This is a genomic window from Colwellia sp. MB3u-4, assembly GCF_014077065.1.
GTDB lineage: Bacteria > Pseudomonadota > Gammaproteobacteria > Enterobacterales > Alteromonadaceae > Cognaticolwellia.
The window spans coordinates 98,736-115,540 of sequence record NZ_JACGVE010000074.1; the positions used below are offsets into that span (position 1 = coordinate 98,736).

The window sequence follows — 16,805 nt, forward strand, 5'->3', positions numbered from 1 at the left end:
TTATTTAATCACTCGTGTGAGTAATGATTCAATAAATATCCAAGTAGTCGCTTGTTTTAATCCATAGCTGACAAAGTGAGTGACATAGGTGTGCATGTGCTTTCATCAAACACTGTGAGCATTCATGATGGCTAGTTGGTTTAGTAGCCTTTAGTTATCTAGCCATTGAGTGAATAACAGCTTTTTAATTAATGGCTTACCTGTTTCTTCTGCTAATAATTGTTTAACTTTCTCTTCACACAAAAGCTGTATTTCATTGCGGCCATTGATTGATTTTATTTGTGACTCGGGTTGTTGACCAATAATATTAATAATGGCATCACGCAGCAAGGGTGCATGATGCTCAACAATCGTATAATTTACCGAGTCTTCAATCATCAACTCTACCGTTAGGCGAACATAGCCCATTTTTTTCTTAACGGCCACGTAATTAGTTACTATCGAAGGTTCGAAGCCAAAGTAAGCATAATCAGCCGCTTTGGCAAAAGACGAACTAAGCAGTACTAAGATTAAAACAATGGATGTTTTCATACACTAAAACTCAAATTGGTTAATAAATTTACTGTTTATAGTCAAACAGTAAATAGGTTGATTGCGATTAAATGATAACCTGAATTTTGATCATACGTTGAGTTATTTAGCGATTTTTTTATCTGACGCTTATCTGACTGATATCTAGCTAATATCAAACTAATGCCTAATTAATGCCTAATTAATGCCTAATAAATACCTAATAAATAATACTGGCCTAAAATCGCTAATATCTACGGGCGTCAGTAAGTAGGGTAAGTAAGCGTTATTCAATACAGGGAGTGCACTGTATTTTTACCCTGCTAAACGCTATCATACGTCGTTTTTCGTTAAATAGTTTTCAAGTATGACAACAGAGCATTCATTATTTCCTGTGCAAATGGTCGCAAACTGGCAGCCACCAGAAAACTTTACCCTGCCCATTAGCTTACGCGATTGGTTACTCGATCCTAGTTCATTAACCGCACGACTGAAATCCCATGGTCAACCATTTCGTGTCGAAGTACTAGGCCAATGCATACAAGTCTGTGATGCGGTTGAAGCCAATGATGATATTAGCGCGGGCGAGCCAGTATTGGTACGCGAAGTATTATTGTATTGTGACGATATTCCACAAGTATTCGCCCGAAGTCTATTGCCTTTAAGCTCTTTAACCGGCGCTCAGCAAGAGTTAGCGCATTTGGGTACGCAGTCTTTAGGGCAGGTATTGTTTAATCATCCCGATTTACGGCGCAAAAAAATTGAAGTGGCTGTGTTTGACCAAGACTCTAGTGTCGCGAATCTCGCCAATTATTTAGCCTTAAAAAACACCCCACAAGCCCTTTGGGGTCGTCGTTCGGTTTTTGTCCTTGATGATAAACCCTTAATGGTGGCAGAAATATTTTTACCTAATGCCATTGCCTATCAAAAATAAAAGAGTATTACTTTGAGTAATTTGAAGAAAAAACTAAGTGCTATCACACAAATTACCCGTATGGATAAGCCCATTGGCACTTACTTGTTGCTTTGGCCAACTTACTGGGCCTTGTGGATTGCCTCTGATGGTTGGCCGTCATTACATATGATAGTGGTGTTTAGCCTAGGTGTTTTTTTAATGCGCAGCGCCGGTTGTATTATTAATGATTATGCCGACCAAAAAATTGATGGTGCCGTTAAACGTACGCAAAATCGGCCGTTAGTCACTGGTGCTTTATCGAGTAATGAAGCCTTGCAGTTGTTTGCCACCTTCATTTTACTGGCTTTTGCCTTGGTGCTAACCTTAAGTAATTACACCATTATGCTCTCTGTTGTCGCGGTTATATTAGCGGCCAGTTATCCGTTTATGAAACGTATAACTCATTTTCCACAGCTAGTATTAGGCGCCGCGTTTAGTTGGGGCATGATTATGGCTTTTGCCCAAGAGCAAGGTCAAATACCGGTTACCGCTTGGCTTTTATTTACCGCCAACGTTTTATGGACTACCGCATACGACACTATGTACGCCATGGTCGATCGTGATGATGATTTAAGAATTGGCGTAAAATCAACAGCGATCGTCTTTGCTGATCGTGATAAACGTATTATCTTATTTTTACAATTAATGACCTTAGGCTTATTATTTACCGTTGGTGATATTTTAGCCTTTGGTTGGCCTTTTCAGTTGTCGTTAGTGATTTCTGCAGGCTTTTTCTGCTATCAACAAATTTTAATTGCTGGCCGTGATCGTGACCGTTGCTTTCAAGCCTTTTTAAATAATCATTATGTCGGTTTAATTGTCTTTATTGGTGTGATGGTAGAGTATTTATAAGATTGTTAAGTGGCTTTGCCTGTGCTCGCTACATACCCTACATCCTGTTATACGCGCTCCTGCACATAAAAAAGTCCTAGCGTTATAAAAACGCTAGGACTTTTTTAATCATTAATCACTTTACACTCAAAGCGTTTGTCAGTGTTACCTTAAGGTAAGTAGCTACTGCCCATTAAGTAAGTGTCTACTTCACGAGCGCAACGACGACCTTCATCAATAGCCCAAACAATTAAACTTTGACCACGGCGACCATCACCGGCAGCAAACACGCCTGGCTTGCTAGTAGCAAATTTATCGTATTCTGCCGCTATGTTAGAGCGATTGTCTTGCTCAAGGCCGAACTGCTCAATCAAGCCACCTTCAGGGCCCATGAAGCCCATAGCGATGAGTACGATGTCAGCTGGAATAACTTTTTCACTGCCTGCAACTTCTTGTGGGAACATTTGGCCCTTGTCATTGCGCTGCCAAGTTATATGAACCGTATGAACTGCTTTAACATGACCTTGGTTGTCGCTTTCAATTTTTTTAGTCATCACTAAATATTGACGAGGGTCTTGACCTTGAACGGCAATTGCTTCTTTTTGACCATAATCAACCAACAAACGTTTTGGCCATTCTGGCCAAGGATTTTCTGCACTACGTTGCCCTGGAGGACATGGCATAATTTCTAGTTGAATAGCGTTTTGGCATTGATGACGTAATGAGGTACCAATACAATCAGTACCGGTATCACCACCACCAATAACCACCACATTTTTGCCTTGAGCATTAATGTACTGACCATCTTTATGTTCACTGTCGAGTAAGCTTTTAGTATTAGCTTTCAAGAAGTCCATGGCAAAATGAACACCCTTAAGTTCACGACCTTCAACCGGCAAATCACGCGGTACGGTTGCGCCAACACATAGCACAACAGAGTCAAAATCGCTTTCAAGTTGTGCTGCACTAATGTCTTTACCCACTTCGGTATTAGTGACAAACACTATGCCTTCTTCGGCTAAAATATCAACACGACGTTGCACGAGTTCTTTTTGCAACTTCATATTGGGGATGCCGTACATCAGCAAACCACCAATACGATCAGCGCGCTCATAGACAGTAACCATATGACCCGCTTTATTCAGCTGCGCCGCCGCAGCAAGCCCAGCAGGGCCTGAGCCAATAACAGCAACATTTTTACCGGTACGCGCTGATGGCGGCTGGGCAACGACCCAACCTTCTTTAAAGGCATGATCAATAATTTCTTTTTCATGCAGCTTAATCGCTACTGGGTCAGCATTGATACCCAGTACACAAGCTCCCTCACAAGGTGCTGGACATACTCGGCCAGTAAACTCAGGGAAGTTATTAGTTTTATGCAATAAATCGATGGCGTCTTTCCAACGTCCTCGGTAAATTAAGTCATTCCATTCAGGAATAATGTTGTTAACCGGACAACCCGCTACGACCGGAGCAAACTCTGATTTCGCTGACTGACAAAATGGCACACCACAGTCCATACAACGAGAAGCTTGCTGCTCAACATCAGCCAGTGGTATTTCTTCATAGACTTCAAGCCAATCAATTAAACGCTCGCTTGGATCGCGTTCAGTTGGCAAGGCACGACCTACGTTGATAAATCCTGTTGGATTTCCCATAATATATTCTCCTTGGCAGCTTAAGCTTTTGCGCTAGCTATGTTGTTTAAATGGATATCGAATGCTTGAACGGCTACGTCATATTCTGACTCGAACTTACCGCTTTCACGTACGTCATTCATGTAGCCTTGCATACGCTTGTAATCAACTGGCATAACTTTCACAAAACGCTTAACGTTGTTGTTCCAATCGCTTAATAATTCACTGGCAACATCTGAGCCAGTAGCGTCAAAATGCTGAGTAATTAAGGCTTTTAATTCGAGACTTTCAGCCTCGGTATCAACCGTTTCTAATGCCACCATTTCCATGTTGCATTTAGGCGCGAAGTCATTATTTTTATCAAGTACATAAGCGATACCACCCGACATACCCGCCGCAAAGTTACGACCCGTTGTGCCTAGGATGACGGCTTTACCGCCAGTCATGTATTCACAACCGTGATCACCAACACCTTCAACAACCGCGGTAGCGCCTGAGTTACGCACACAGAAACGTTCGCCCGCAATACCGCGAATAAAAGCAGTACCTGAGGTTGCACCAAAAAAGGCAACGTTACCAATTAGGATGTTTTCACTGGCTGAGAACTTAGCTTGTTTGCTTGGGTATACCACCAAGTTTGCACCCGATAAGCCTTTACCAAAGTAATCATTGGCATCACCTTCAAGCTCAAAACGTAAACCTTTAGCGGAGAAACAACCAAAACTTTGACCCGCAGAGCCGTTGAACTTAACCTTAATGGTATTTTCTGGTAAACCTTCAGCATGATATTTTTTAGAGATTTCATTAGAAATCATCGCACCAATGGTTCTGTCGGTGTTGATAACATCATATTCAAGAGAAACGCTTTGCGATGAATCAAGTGCCGCTTGCGCATCTTTTATCATCTTGCGATCAATAATATCGTCAATTAGATGTTTCTGATTAATTGATTGATAAAGTGTTTCGTTCTCATCGCACTCTACTTTGTGCAATAACGGCGTTAAATCAACACCTTTGTATTTCCAATGGTCAACATTTTCAAGTTGCTTAAGACACTGAGTCTGACCAACCATTTCCTCAATACTTCTAAAACCTAACTCAGCCATGATTTCACGTAAACCTTCCGCCATCATGGTAAAGAAGTTAACTAAAATGTCAGCACGACCGGTAAAGCGCTCTCGCAGGCCTGGATCTTGTGTTGCTATGCCAACAGGACAAGTATTTAAATGACACTTGCGCATCATGATACAACCTTCAACCACTAACGCAGTAGTTGCCATGCCGTACTCTTCTGCACCAAGCAAGGTAGCAATCGCTAAATCGCGCGGTGTTTTAAGTTGACCATCTGTTTGTACGGTAATTCGGCTACGCAGTTTATTACGTACCAAAGTTTGATGGGTTTCAGCCAAACCAAGTTCCCACGGCAAGCCGGTATGTTTAATTGAACTCAGTGGTGAAGCGCCTGTGCCGCCATCGTGACCGGCAATCAGTACCACATCAGCATAAGCTTTCGCCACACCTGATGCGACCGTACCTACACCGGCTTCAGAGACTAATTTAACGTTAACACGAGCATCGCGGTTAGCATTTTTAAGATCGAATATAAGCTGCGATAAATCTTCAATAGAATATATATCGTGATGTGGTGGCGGCGAAATCAAGCCAACACCAGGTGTTGAACCACGTGTTTTACCAATCCAAGCATCCACTTTATCACCCGGTAACTGACCACCCTCACCCGGTTTAGCGCCCTGCGCCATTTTAATTTGTAACTCGTCAGCATTAGCCAAATAATGACTGGTCACGCCAAAACGACCCGAAGCAACTTGCTTGATGCGCGAATTCATTGAGTCGCCATTTTCTAACGGCGTAAAACGAATGGGGTCTTCACCACCTTCACCGCTGTTGCTCTTACCACCAATACGGTTCATTGCAATAGCTAGCGTAGTATGTGCTTCCCACGAGATTGAACCAAATGACATGGCACCTGAGGCAAAACGTTTGAAAATGTTGCCAATCGGTTCAACTTCACTTAATGGAATTGAAGCGCGATCACTACTAAATTCAAGTAAACCACGTAAGGTAAAAGCTTCTTTACTCTGATCATCAACTGTTTTGGTGTATTGCTTAAATTGATTAGTATCGTTACTGGCGGTTGAATGCTGCAGTAAACGAATAACCGTTGGGCTAAATAGATGACGTTCGCCATCATGACGCCACGAGTATTCACCACCGGTTGGCAATAAGTTTTCAATGGCAATACGACTCGCTTCAGGGAAACCTTCACGATGACGTAATAGCGCTTCTTGAGCGATTTGATCTAGGCTTAAGCCTTCGATTCGACTGACAGTACCCGTAAAGTACTTATCAACAACTTCAGCATTAATACCCAAGGCTTCAAAAACTTGCGCGCCTAAATACGACTGTAATGTTGAAATACCCATCTTAGAGAAGGTTTTCAATAAACCACTACCAACGGCTTTAGTATATTTGTCGGTGATTTGTTCGTTTGATAGTTGACTATCAAGTACGCCTTCATCACGTAAACCATACATACTTTCTAGTGCTAAGTAGGGGTTTACCGCTGCTGCGCCATAACCAATAACGGTGGCAAAATGGTGCGTTTCGCGAATATCAGCAGATTCAAGAATAATATCAGCGTGAGAGCGTAAATTTTCACGAATTAAATAATGATGCACAGCTGCGGTTGCTAATACCGATGGAATAGCGACATGATCACTGTCAACTTCACGGTCACTTAATATTAAGATGGCATAGCCATCTTCAACTGCATTTTTGGCGTATAAACAAACCCGATCCAGTGCATTTTTAAGTGCACCAGCTTTACCACTCGCTTTAAAAGTAATACTAATAGTTTTTGATTGCAGATGATCATTATCAATATGCTGTAACTTTCGTAATTGCTCGTTGGTCAGTACCGGTTGCTCAATTTCAACTTTATGACAATGCGCGGCGGTTTCTTCTAGTAAGTTAAGTGACTTACCAATATAACCACGCAATGACATTACTAACTCTTCACGAATCGGATCTATAGGTGGGTTAGTCACCTGAGCAAACAACTGCTTAAAATAATGTGATAATTGCTGTGGACGATGTGACAATACGGCTAATGGCGTATCTGTGCCCATCGCGCCTAATGGCTCTTTCGACGTGCCCACCATACCGGCCAGTATTAAGTTAAGATCTTCACTGGTATAACCAAAGGCTTTTTGTATTTTGCGCAATTCTGCTAATGGCGGCTGGGCAATAGAAGCCGGTGATACAGGTAGTTGGTCTAACTCAATTTTATTTTCTGCTATCCACTGACCATAAGGCTGTGCCGAGCTAACTTCTTGCTTTACTTCGTCATCACTGATGATGCGACCTTGCTTTAAGTCAGCAATGAATATTTTACCCGGTTGCAAACGACCTTTTTCAACCACGGTGGATTGATCAACACACAAGGTACCCGTTTCAGAGCCCATGATTAAGGTGCCATCGTCAGTTAACAAGTAACGCGAAGGACGTAAACCGTTACGATCTAGCGTGGCGCCAATAACATTGCCATCGGTAAACGATAACGAGGCTGGGCCATCCCACGGCTCCATAATACAAGCATAATACTCATAAAATGCGCGTTTGGTCGCATCCATATCGGTTTGAGTTTGCCATGCTTCTGGCACCATCATCATCATGACTTGCGCTAGCGAACGTCCACTTAACACCAATAACTCAATGGCCATATCAAGGTTGGCAGAATCAGAGTTATCGTTATTACAAACTGGATTCAACATGTTTAATTCAGCAGGGCTAAAATTAACTGAACTAAACAATGCTTCACGGGCATTCATCCAGTTAATGTTACCGCGTACGGTGTTAATTTCACCATTATGGGCGATATAACGAAACGGTTGCGCACGACGCCAAGCAGGAAAAGTGTTGGTTGAGAAACGTGAGTGGAACATCGCCATACCAGAGATAGTTCGCTCGTCTTGCAGATCAAGATAATATTGGCGAACTTGCTGCGTGGTAAACTGGCCTTTATAGACAATTTTAGTTGACGACATTGACGTAACATAAAACTCGTCACGTTCTTCGGCAATAGTGGCATTAATTTTATGCGAGGTGTATTTGCGCAAAACAAACAACTTACGCTCAAATTCTTGTGCTGTTAGTTTTTCTGGCTTGGCAATAAACACTTGTTCTATGTTCGGCTCGCTGTCAAGTGCCGCAGCGCCTAACATAGAGTTGTCACCTGGGACATCACGATAACCTATCAAGGTTAAGCCCAGGTCAGTAATATTTTGGTTTAATATGCTTTTACACGCGTCACTTTGCGCTTTTGAGCGCGGAAAGAAAATCATGCCGACGCCGTAATCTCCAGCATCGGGTAAGGTAAAACCTAAGCTTGCAACTTCTGCGCTTAAAAAATCATGAGGTATTTGAATAAGAATACCGGCACCGTCACCGCTTTTCACGTCAAAACCTGTACCACCACGATGTTCCATGCAACTCAACATGGTGAGTGCATTGTCAATAATATCGTGAGATTTTTTACCCTTTAGGTTGGCAACAAAGCCAATGCCACAACTGTCATGTTCAAACTCGGCACGATAAAGGCCTTGGGGTTTTTTACTCATATCATTCATTGCTCATTCCTATTTCATCAAGCGATTGCTATTAGCTAAATTGTCTTTGCTAATTAAGTCATCTATTTTTAATGCTCAAAGTGTGCGCTACTGGTCCTTCAGAATATTACTTTGAATTTCTTGAACATCTATCGCGAAACTTCTACTGAGTTTTTATGAGACGATATGTCATTAATGAAAATCATTATTTAAAGCGGCCGGGAAAATTATATGTAAAATGGCTCTGAGTCAACTCTAATGTGAATTTATATTCTAATTATTTGCATATAAATAGTGCTAAATTGATATTAAAAACTATTTATATTTACCCTCCAAGTCTTTAAATTTAGTTTTATCACGGCACGTTAGCTAATTGATTTTTTTATAAGACACTCTTTATACTGCATATATAGTTAAAAATTAGCTTTACGGCAAAGAAAACCATTATATTTTTACAAGGGATTTTTTCATTCTCAATCATCTCACTTTAAGGCATTGCCTACTAATATAATTTAGGGGTAATAAGAGTAACACTCAGCCAGATAAATCATATTTTGGCTACACTTTAGTCTTTGCAGGTTGTGGTTATGAGGCTAATTTTAAAATTTTTGAGTGTTTTTTTACTCCTCACCCCAAGATATAGCTTAAGTTTTAATCGGCTATAAGCACTCAAAAGTTAGCTGATCAGAATAAACATATGACACTTGGGCACAAAAAGATCAACTGCAGGATAAAATATATCCTGACTACACTAGCCAAAATTAAAGCTCAGGTCGATATTAATAGCCAACCTTATCTCAGTAAGGCAAGGGTAATAGCGAGGAAGTTCAATATAAACTTTTTCATGCTCAGTGCAGCAGTGCAAAAAGTCCAATAAATGATTGCATGCAAGCAAGGGCTAGAACTCAATCCGCTTAGTGCTAATAGCCAGCTAATTGTAGATGGTCAGCTTTGACTACTAGAGTAAAACATCATCAAGAAAGGTTTTTCAATAGAACTAAGCAAGCTAGCAATCCATGTGAGGGTGAAATAGTCGCCTTAAGTGCTCATGTTTAGCGCATGGCAAAGCCACAGCCAAAAAAGCAGACACCAGATGCTTCTTCACAGTCAAGGCCATTAAAGCGATTACAAGCGACAACACACCGCCTATTGGGGTATGCCATCAACTAGAACATCGATTGCATTAGCGCCTTTAGCCGTGAGCCTAAAACAGCAACAGCAGCGTCACTTCCAGCTTGCTCGGTTAATGAGACCTCTCAGCTTGCGGCTTTGCCACGTTATGAGTCAGACGTTTAAGCCCTTTTCAAACATTATCCACCCGCATTATGGGCTACTTGCTGTTAACACAACGAACGGTCGTAAAAAGCAATATAGCCGCTAGTACTAGCAAATAGTACTAGCGGACGATACTTTGTAGAACCTCGATATCAACTAAATTACTCACTGAGCTTTTTAATAAGCCTAGCGTGCTGCTATCAACTAATTTATCGTCGTCATCTAACACAATATAGCCTTGATTTTTCATCGCGGTAATTAATGTTGCTTGCGCTTTTTTATCAATAAATTCAGGCGCATTAATATTGTTTAATACGGATAGGCGTTGAGCAATAGCCACCACTCTTTCATTTAACTCAAGCTTTTTAATCGGTGCTAATTGACTCAGTAATGAGGTAATAATGGCAACACGTTGCATAGTTTCATTAACACATTCTGCTATTAAACGTATTGTTGCCCGATTTTCATCGCCACTGCTTAATGACCAAACACCGGCTTTGCTTTGCTTTGCAATGCCCTCTTGTGCCAAAAACTGACAAACAGCTTGTACTTGTTGAACAACGTCATCGGCTGATTGCCATAAAAATAAATCTGTTTTTAATAATTCTATTAAGCGCTGAACTTGGCTCAGTAAACTGTCTTGACTGATTTTTGCGTTGCGCTCTAGTAAACGACAAACCAGTGATGGCAATATAAAGGTGTGCAAAATATTGTTGCGATAGTAACGCAGCTCCAAGATTGCACTGTCAGTTAAAGAAATAATTTCACCAAAGCTGTCTTGGTTTACCGTCACTTTATTAAGCAAAATCACGTGCTCTAACAATGCTGCACCACTGTCATCTGGTATGGTTAATTCCACATGGTATGGCGCAAAACGTTGCATGGCGATGAAAAAATCAAGTTGGCTGATTAACTCAGCTTTAGATAAGGCTTTATTTTCTGTTGCATGTAAAATCAGTGACACTAAAGCAACGCCATTTAACGCCGCACATTGGTTGATTGAAGTCATAACTTGCTGTGCTAACAAGTTAACACTGGGGTTTAGCCATTTAGGTTTTTGTGGGTCAATGGGGTCAATGGCTTGTTTCCAGTCAGGTACCTGGTTATTTAGAAACTGATTAACATTAATCGGCTCACCAAAGTTAACGTAGCCTTTACCATAGTTGCGCAAATTTCGTATCGCTTTAATCACGCCAAATATCGACTCACCCTTCTTTTGACTGCCACTCAATTCTTTATGATAAGTGCCCACTTCCATCACGTGTTCATAGCCAAGATAAACCGGCACTAAGGTTAATGGACGGTCAATACCGCGCAGCATACTTTGAATGGTCATGGCGAGCATACCGGTTTTTGGTGACAGTAATCGACCGGTTCGGCTACGTCCACCTTCAGAATAATATTTAACTGGGTAGCCACGTTCAAAAAGTAAACCTAAATATTCACGAAAAATAGTGGAATAAAGGCGATTACCCTTAAAGCTACGACGAATAAAAAAGGCGCCGGCCTTTCTAAAAATAGGCCCTGCTGGCCAAAAATTTAAATTAATACCAGCAGCGATGCGGGGTGTAACTAAGCCTTGTTGAAAAATTACATAAGTGAGTAGCAAATAATCCATATGGCTGCGATGACACGGCACGTAGATAATTTCATGCCCTTCTTGCGCTAAGTTGCGTAAACGCTCAGCTTTATTCACTTCGATACCGCTATACAGGCGATTCCATAACCAACCCAGAATGCGTTCGCCAAAACGTACCGTCACATCACGATAATCACCGGCAATTTCATCCATTATGGCTAATGCCTGCTTTTTAGCTTGTGCTTCAGTGATGTTTTTATTTTTTTCTTCTTCACTGATCACGCGTTTTATCGCGGGATTGACGATTAAGTTAGCGAACATTTGTTGACGATGCATCAGTCTCGGCCCTGTGGCCGCAATAATTTGTCGATGAAAGTGAAAACGTGCAATACGCATTAATTTTCGCGCACTGACTTCATCACTACCGTGCTTATCTGCCATGTGGCGAAATGAAATAGCGGCACTAAAGCGCACCAAGGTATGGCGACCTAAAAATAAAACAATGAAAAATTTGCGTAACCAGTTGGGAGATTCTTGATCGGCTAACAGCGTACCCACATTAGTATTGTTTTTTTCTTTCGTTGGAGTACGTCCCCAAATGACATTAGCTGGAATAAGTAGCGCGTCTAGTTTTTCATTATTAGCGTGAGCATTAAGCAATTCAAACCCTTGCGCTATTGCCGTAGTTTTTGTTGATTGGCGCCAATAAAATAATGCCGTGGGTTTTTCCAAAAACAGTAAACGTGACAAAATTTGACCATCAACATTCACGGGCGCTAATGGGTCAGGCAGATTGGCTTTTTTACAAGCGGTACGTAACGATAAAACATCGCTAGCCGATTGATGACGTAGCACATAAAATACCGGTTGCTCAGTGGTTAATTGACCTAAATTAATGATTTCATCGGCAACCACTTTGCAATGCACGAATAACTTTATTGGTAAACGTAGTAATAAATAAAATAATTTACGAATGGCTAACATCTTGTTTTACTCAGCTTTATTTGATCATTTATTATAACACTTAGCTTAAAAGTTGTCTCTTATACTAAGACTAAATTTTGGCTTGCGATGCTCGTTCTTAGCAGCTAATAATTAACTGTTAAAAGTGTTCAAACCAAGTACCATAATGAAATATAACGAATTTATTGAAATTAAGTCAAAATATAGCTTCATTTAGCAAAGAGGATTTTTATGCAAAATAGCGACCAATTACCAAAAATTGCCATATTTGTTGATGTACAAAATATTTATTACACCACACGAGATACTTTTCAACAGCAATTTAATTATCGCGCGTTTTGGCAAGAAATCAGCCAACAAGGTGATATTGTTTTGGCAAATGCTTACGCGATACAACGCAGTGACGACCAACAGCATAAATTTCAAAAAGCCTTAAAACATATAGGCTTTGATGTAAAACTCAAACCTTTTATTCAGCGTCGCGACGGCTCTGCAAAAGGTGATTGGGATGTCGGCATCGCCATTGACGTGATGGAAGCAGCAGCCGAAGTTGATATCGTTATATTACTTTCAGGTGATGGTGATTTTGATTTGTTGCTGAAAAAGATCATGTTACGCGACGGCGTAAAAACCCATGTTTATGGCGTCACAGCGCTAACCGCACAGTCATTAATTAATGCGGCGAGCGAATTCTTCCCTATTGATCGCAAGCTATTGTTGTAGTTAATGTTATGGGTAGCCAACTTGGCAATATTAAGTGTATGCTAAGAGAGCAATTACACAGAGTGCAAATAAATACTCTTCAATGCCGCGTAAGTTAAGTGCCAACTTTAGCTAAATTCTCAATTCAGGGTTGAGCTGAGAAAGACACTGGCCGGTCGATTTAAAAATAATGATACAAAAGGAACAAGTATGTCAGTAGAAGCATTACATAAAGTGATTTTATACCCATTTATTAACGAGTCACTTGCCAGTTTAAAAGCGATGACAAATCTTATTGGCGAGGCTGGTGAGGCTTTTGTCGACAGCGTTGATGATTTTCGTTTTAAAGGTTACGCGGTATGTTCTGAAGTCACTGGTGGCTTAGATGGGGTTATCATGATGCACCATTATCCAGAAACGGCTATCGCGATAGGTAACTCAGTTTGTGAACATATGTTTGAAGAAAAATATCAATATACTGAAATTAATGAAGAGTTAAGTCATGCCTTAGCCGAATGGGGTAATACTATTGTGGGTCGCTCAACCGACTTACATAGCCGTTACAGCTTAGATTATAAGTTTTCTAGCCCGTACTTTGTTCACAATGTAAATGATATGGAAAAATACTTAGCGGGTGTTACCGAGGTTATCACCGTGCCAATCACTATCGAAGGTGTTGGTCGTTATTATTTTAATCTCTTGATCCGCAATGTTGAATATCAAACTATCGGTATTAAACGAGAAGCCAGTACCGGTATTAGTAATCCTCACACCCAAACATTACCGCTAGACAGTAAAATACTTTTAGTTGATGACAGTGGCATGATCCGTAAAGCACTAAGACGTTATTTATTACAGCTTGGTTATAGCAATATTATTGAAGCTGAAGATGGTTCGGTTGCCGTGACTATGGTGCGGGATCACAAGCCTGACTTTCTATTTCTAGATGTGGTTATGGCGCAAATGAATGGTGACCTAGCATTAGCAAAAATAAGAGCTGATGGCAGTAAGGTGCCTGTGGTTATGTTATCTTCAATAACAGACCAAGTGTTGATTAAACGTTGTGAAAGCGAAGGTATCTCTGGCTTTATTTTTAAACCAATCAACGCTGATAATGGTGCAGAAATTATTAAGCAATACTTAAAAATAGCTTAACTAGCGCCCCGTTGATAATAATGTCCACTGGTTTATCAACAACGTTTTGAACGTCATAGGTTACAAATGACATGACTAATTCACGGTTACTTTTTTAATTGTAAGCTAATACTGTTAATAGAAAAAGAACGCTACTTTGCGCTTGTGGTGTCTTTTTCTAGCATCACGCCAATAACATTTAGATGAGGATGGCAAATTATTTTTCCATCCTTCTCGTGCAATTTTAATTTTTTAAAAATCAGAATACAGAGACAAAATTCTTTAGTAGAGATAGTAGAGAGTTTGTTTATCACCACCTACCAAACTACTAGCTAAAGATATCAATTGGTATTGGTCGTAGTTGCTTGCTACTTATTATCTTTTCTTTGCTCGCGTATTAATTTTAGCATGAAATTCAACTCACTCGGAGACGGAGTATTCATCGCGCTCTATCAAAGTAAATATAACCCAAGTAAAGGTTTTTACAGCCACCTTCATTAATGAGCACGCTGTTGGCAAGTATGAGTCAAATTAAACACTTTATAAAAGTGCATTCAAACTCGTTGCGAAGTTAGCCATCCCACAGTTCCAACTCAATCCTTATTCATACAAACCAACCGCATAATCATTTGTGATACAGCCCATTACAAATACTGTATTGACGGATTTTAGGTTGCTAAAAGTACAAATACACGCAAGTGTAGGTGTACCTTTTCATCGGTGCCGCAACCCGTTACAGTAATAAATTGATCCTAGCGATAGACATAATAACTAGGGTTACTGGCACGCACTTAATGGGGGGGGCAAAACATGACAAGCCTTTACCCTATTCATGGAGGGTATACCATCGTAAAGAATATTTAAGGTTCAGCTGGGCAATGGCTGCCCCAGTAACCATTGCTTACTCCTATCACAATAAAATACCTGTCAGTATCACTACTACGCCTAAGTATGCTTGTTACCTAGATATATTTCACAGCATTGCCCCGCGCAACTTCCCAGTGCAGTTGCCTGCGTTATTTTTCCTGCGACATAATTTGTCGTGCCATCTTATTAATCTATGAACTCAAATGGTTTTATACTTGGTTGTTAGTCTAGAGCATGGTGCTTAAAAGGTAATTATTATGAAAAATGATACAGAAAGGCTTGCCGCAATAACTAAAGCAGCACAAGCGTTCTTTGTTAATGACAATAAAGCCGCTAAGCGTTGGTTAAATCATCCAGTTCGCGGCCTTGATAACAAGCGGCCTATCGATATGATTAATACCGACGAAAATGCTAGCATTGTCTTAAATTTAATTGGTTGCTTAGACCATGGGATGTTTGTCTGAGGGAGTTAAAATGAACACTGAAATCGATATTGAAACGCTAAAAAAGAACCCTGAGATCTATCGGGACACTGTTCAGTTGGTGAAGCGTCCTGATGGTCTATTCTGCAAACACCCATCAGACTTCTTTAATCGTAATTACTTGAAGCACGTTAGCTCTATGACAAACGAAGAGGTTGCTAAGAATTTAGGGATTACACCTAAGCACTTATCTAACTTCCTTAATGAAAAAGTAAATATTGATCCACACTTTGCCGTTAGATTAGCAAGAGCTACAGGCTTCTGTGTGGGAACTTGGTTAGAAGCACAGCGTAAGTTCGATACTTACCACTCAGCTAAATAACAAGCACAAAAAAGGTCAGCTATCATGGCTAACCTGTTCGCCTCTTTGGGAAAGTGCTCAAGGCCAATTAGAATCGTTGTCGTCATACCTTGTGATGGCAGGAACAAGCACATCAAGCAATGCCCAGTTTTTATCGCTTGTTACATCATCGTCGGTCAGTATATCAATGATCTTTATGACTTCGTCGTATTGCTCCCTAGAGGTTATGCCGTCCACGGGATGAAACCGTAATTCAGCTTGTAGTTCCTGCCCTAAACGCATTATTTTTTCAGTGTTCATAGTGCCCCCTGCTTAGCCAATTCTATTTCTAACCGTTCCATTGCAATAACTTTGTTAGCGTATTGAGACTTTTCCTTGAGGGACGAAACCTTTATACCTGTTGCTCTATGCTTGATTTCAACACCAGTCTCAACACTTCCAACATGCGAGTGTTCACCTTTACAAATGCTAATATCTAAATCACTCTCATTCATACTGAATCCCTTGGCCTTTAACAATAAATACCTGAACCACTCCCATCTAAAGTAAGCTCTTTTCCATTAGCATCGATGAATTTAATAGGGGCTTTGAGTAGAATAAAAATAGCAACAACATCACAAGGGTATACAGCCAATTTACCCTCTATCTTGCCCACTGTACTCCCAAGCATGATGTCATGAAAACTTCTCAAGATAGCTTTGGCTTCATTTGGCTCATACACTCTTTTAATTTCAGCTTCTAAGGCTGGGATAGGTACATCAGAGATATAATCTTTTTTAGATGATTGGAATGTAAGCATTTTTGTTATTACTCGCTAAAGGCTATTTCAATGAACCGTACAGTTCTTACAAAAAAATCTAACCACCACAGTCAACCCTTTTTCCTTTTCAGGTCTAAGCCACCCTGTTCGGGCAGTGTTCAAGACCTCATATAACCATCTC

13 protein-coding genes are annotated in these 16,805 nt (G+C 40.6%); 6 read left to right on the forward strand and 7 right to left on the reverse strand.

Going from position 1 to position 16,805, the window contains the following annotated elements; genetic code table 11:
• Nucleotides 1-150: 150 nt before the first annotated feature.
• Nucleotides 151-531, reverse strand: a complete 381-nt coding sequence (locus tag H4J61_RS05935; protein ID WP_182135782.1) for a flagellar basal body-associated protein FliL — start codon at nt 529-531, stop codon at nt 151-153.
• 346 nt (nt 532-877) lie between these two features.
• Between H4J61_RS05935 and H4J61_RS05940 the strand changes: the two genes are divergently transcribed.
• On the forward strand, nt 878-1,444 hold the full coding sequence (locus tag H4J61_RS05940; RefSeq protein ID WP_182184339.1) for a chorismate lyase: 567 nt from the start codon (nt 878-880) through the stop codon (nt 1,442-1,444).
• Nucleotides 1,445-1,456: 12 nt separating this feature from the next.
• Nucleotides 1,457-2,317, forward strand: a complete 861-nt coding sequence (gene ubiA / locus H4J61_RS05945) for a 4-hydroxybenzoate octaprenyltransferase (RefSeq protein WP_259363137.1) — start codon at nt 1,457-1,459, stop codon at nt 2,315-2,317.
• Between the two features lie 149 nt (nt 2,318-2,466).
• Here the strand turns inward: ubiA and H4J61_RS05950 are convergent, their stop codons facing one another.
• From H4J61_RS05950 to plsB, 3 genes are all read right to left on the reverse strand, one after another.
• Nucleotides 2,467-3,954, reverse strand: coding sequence for a glutamate synthase subunit beta (locus H4J61_RS05950; RefSeq protein ID WP_182184340.1), 1,488 nt, complete (start codon nt 3,952-3,954; stop codon nt 2,467-2,469).
• Nucleotides 3,955-3,974: 20 nt separating this feature from the next.
• Nucleotides 3,975-8,582, reverse strand: a complete 4,608-nt coding sequence (gltB, locus tag H4J61_RS05955) for a glutamate synthase large subunit (RefSeq protein WP_182184341.1) — start codon at nt 8,580-8,582, stop codon at nt 3,975-3,977.
• Nucleotides 8,583-9,957: 1,375 nt separating this feature from the next.
• The gene (gene plsB / locus H4J61_RS05960; RefSeq protein ID WP_182184342.1) at nt 9,958-12,399 is read right to left on the reverse strand and encodes a glycerol-3-phosphate 1-O-acyltransferase PlsB; all 2,442 of its coding nucleotides are present in this window, start codon (nt 12,397-12,399) and stop codon (nt 9,958-9,960) included.
• Between the two features lie 210 nt (nt 12,400-12,609).
• Between plsB and H4J61_RS05965 the strand changes: the two genes are divergently transcribed.
• From H4J61_RS05965 to H4J61_RS05980, 4 genes are all read left to right on the forward strand, one after another.
• A complete protein-coding gene (locus tag H4J61_RS05965; protein WP_182184343.1) occupies nt 12,610-13,101 on the forward strand; it encodes an NYN domain-containing protein in 492 nt (163 codons plus the stop codon).
• Between the two features lie 189 nt (nt 13,102-13,290).
• Nucleotides 13,291-14,235 carry a response regulator gene (locus H4J61_RS05970; protein ID WP_182184344.1) on the forward strand — a complete coding sequence of 315 codons (945 nt, stop codon included), beginning with the start codon at nt 13,291-13,293 and terminating at the stop codon, nt 14,233-14,235.
• Between the two features lie 1,103 nt (nt 14,236-15,338).
• Complete coding sequence (locus tag H4J61_RS05975; RefSeq protein ID WP_182184345.1) at nt 15,339-15,545, forward strand: antitoxin Xre/MbcA/ParS toxin-binding domain-containing protein; 207 nt, start codon at nt 15,339-15,341, stop codon at nt 15,543-15,545.
• Between the two features lie 10 nt (nt 15,546-15,555).
• A complete protein-coding gene (locus tag H4J61_RS05980; protein ID WP_182184346.1) occupies nt 15,556-15,885 on the forward strand; it encodes a helix-turn-helix domain-containing protein in 330 nt (109 codons plus the stop codon).
• Between the two features lie 57 nt (nt 15,886-15,942).
• Here the strand turns inward: H4J61_RS05980 and H4J61_RS05985 are convergent, their stop codons facing one another.
• From H4J61_RS05985 to H4J61_RS05995, 3 genes are read right to left on the reverse strand one after another with little or no spacing between them, the layout of a single operon-like run.
• Nucleotides 15,943-16,164, reverse strand: coding sequence for a hypothetical protein (locus H4J61_RS05985; protein ID WP_182135791.1), 222 nt, complete (start codon nt 16,162-16,164; stop codon nt 15,943-15,945).
• The gene (locus H4J61_RS05990; RefSeq protein ID WP_182184347.1) at nt 16,161-16,358 is read right to left on the reverse strand and encodes a peptide chain release factor-like protein; all 198 of its coding nucleotides are present in this window, start codon (nt 16,356-16,358) and stop codon (nt 16,161-16,163) included. The genes H4J61_RS05985 and H4J61_RS05990 overlap by 4 nt, the downstream gene beginning before the upstream one ends.
• A 17-nt stretch (nt 16,359-16,375) precedes the next feature.
• The gene (locus H4J61_RS05995; RefSeq protein ID WP_182184348.1) at nt 16,376-16,663 is read right to left on the reverse strand and encodes a hypothetical protein; all 288 of its coding nucleotides are present in this window, start codon (nt 16,661-16,663) and stop codon (nt 16,376-16,378) included.
• Between the last annotated feature and the right edge of the window lie 142 nt (nt 16,664-16,805).